The organism is Vibrio sp. 2134-1 (assembly GCF_033339495.1).
The window spans coordinates 1-750 of sequence record NZ_JAWOUS010000354.1 but is presented as its reverse complement, the minus strand read 5'-3'; the positions used below and the strand labels follow the sequence as shown (position 1 = coordinate 750).

Sequence of the window (750 nt, the reverse complement as noted above, 5' to 3'; positions counted from 1 at the left end):
GTGTAGATCTCGGTGGTCGCCGTATCATTAAGAAACCAGTGCCGACTTTGATTTGAGCACAACGTTGACCGTGAAAGAGATTGACCATGAGTACGTTGATGCGGCAAATCCAGGACAAGGGATTGCAGAAGCGGTGATTACTGGTTCGGTTCACGTTCAAGTGAATCCGGTTGTTGAGCCGGAAGATATCTCTGGTGCGATAGGCGATCAAACGCGCTTGCTGGTCACAGAAAGTAATGGTACTGCGATAGACGTTGTTAAATCGGATGCGCAAGGTGCAATCGACTTTACAATCAACACCTCGGCGGGGGGGCAAGCTGGTGCAAACATCATTAAATACCAAGAGTTTGATGCTTCTTCGGATGAGGTGGTGACTGAACTGGTTGTACAGCTGCACACGACCGATCCTGCCATTCTTAACCAGCTAGTTATTATCGGAGCACTGAATGAAGGTGACGGCCGTTGGACTATCATTGATGAGGAGAATTTCTGCATCAAAGCGCCATCTGGCCTTGATTTGACGCCTAACGACGACACTGACAATGGTGATAACGGCGGTTTATCGCAAATTGGTTTGACGATTTACGCGCGCGTAAATGACTTAGGTGAAGATTCGGTTGAAAAAGACGCGACTGAAATAAGACAAACTAACGTGATGTTGGAGTTCCCAACGGTTCTTACTCCGCAAACCAGTGTCGCGGCCGAAATTGATGTGACCGATGACGTACAAATTGAAGGCTCAGAAGACAA

At 47.7% G+C, this 750-nt stretch carries 1 pseudogene; it reads left to right on the top strand.

Features of this window, described 5'->3' with window-relative positions:
* Positions 1–31 precede the first annotated feature (31 nt).
* Positions 32–750 (top strand): annotated as a pseudogene (locus tag R7R78_RS25955) (tandem-95 repeat protein); the annotation flags it as partial.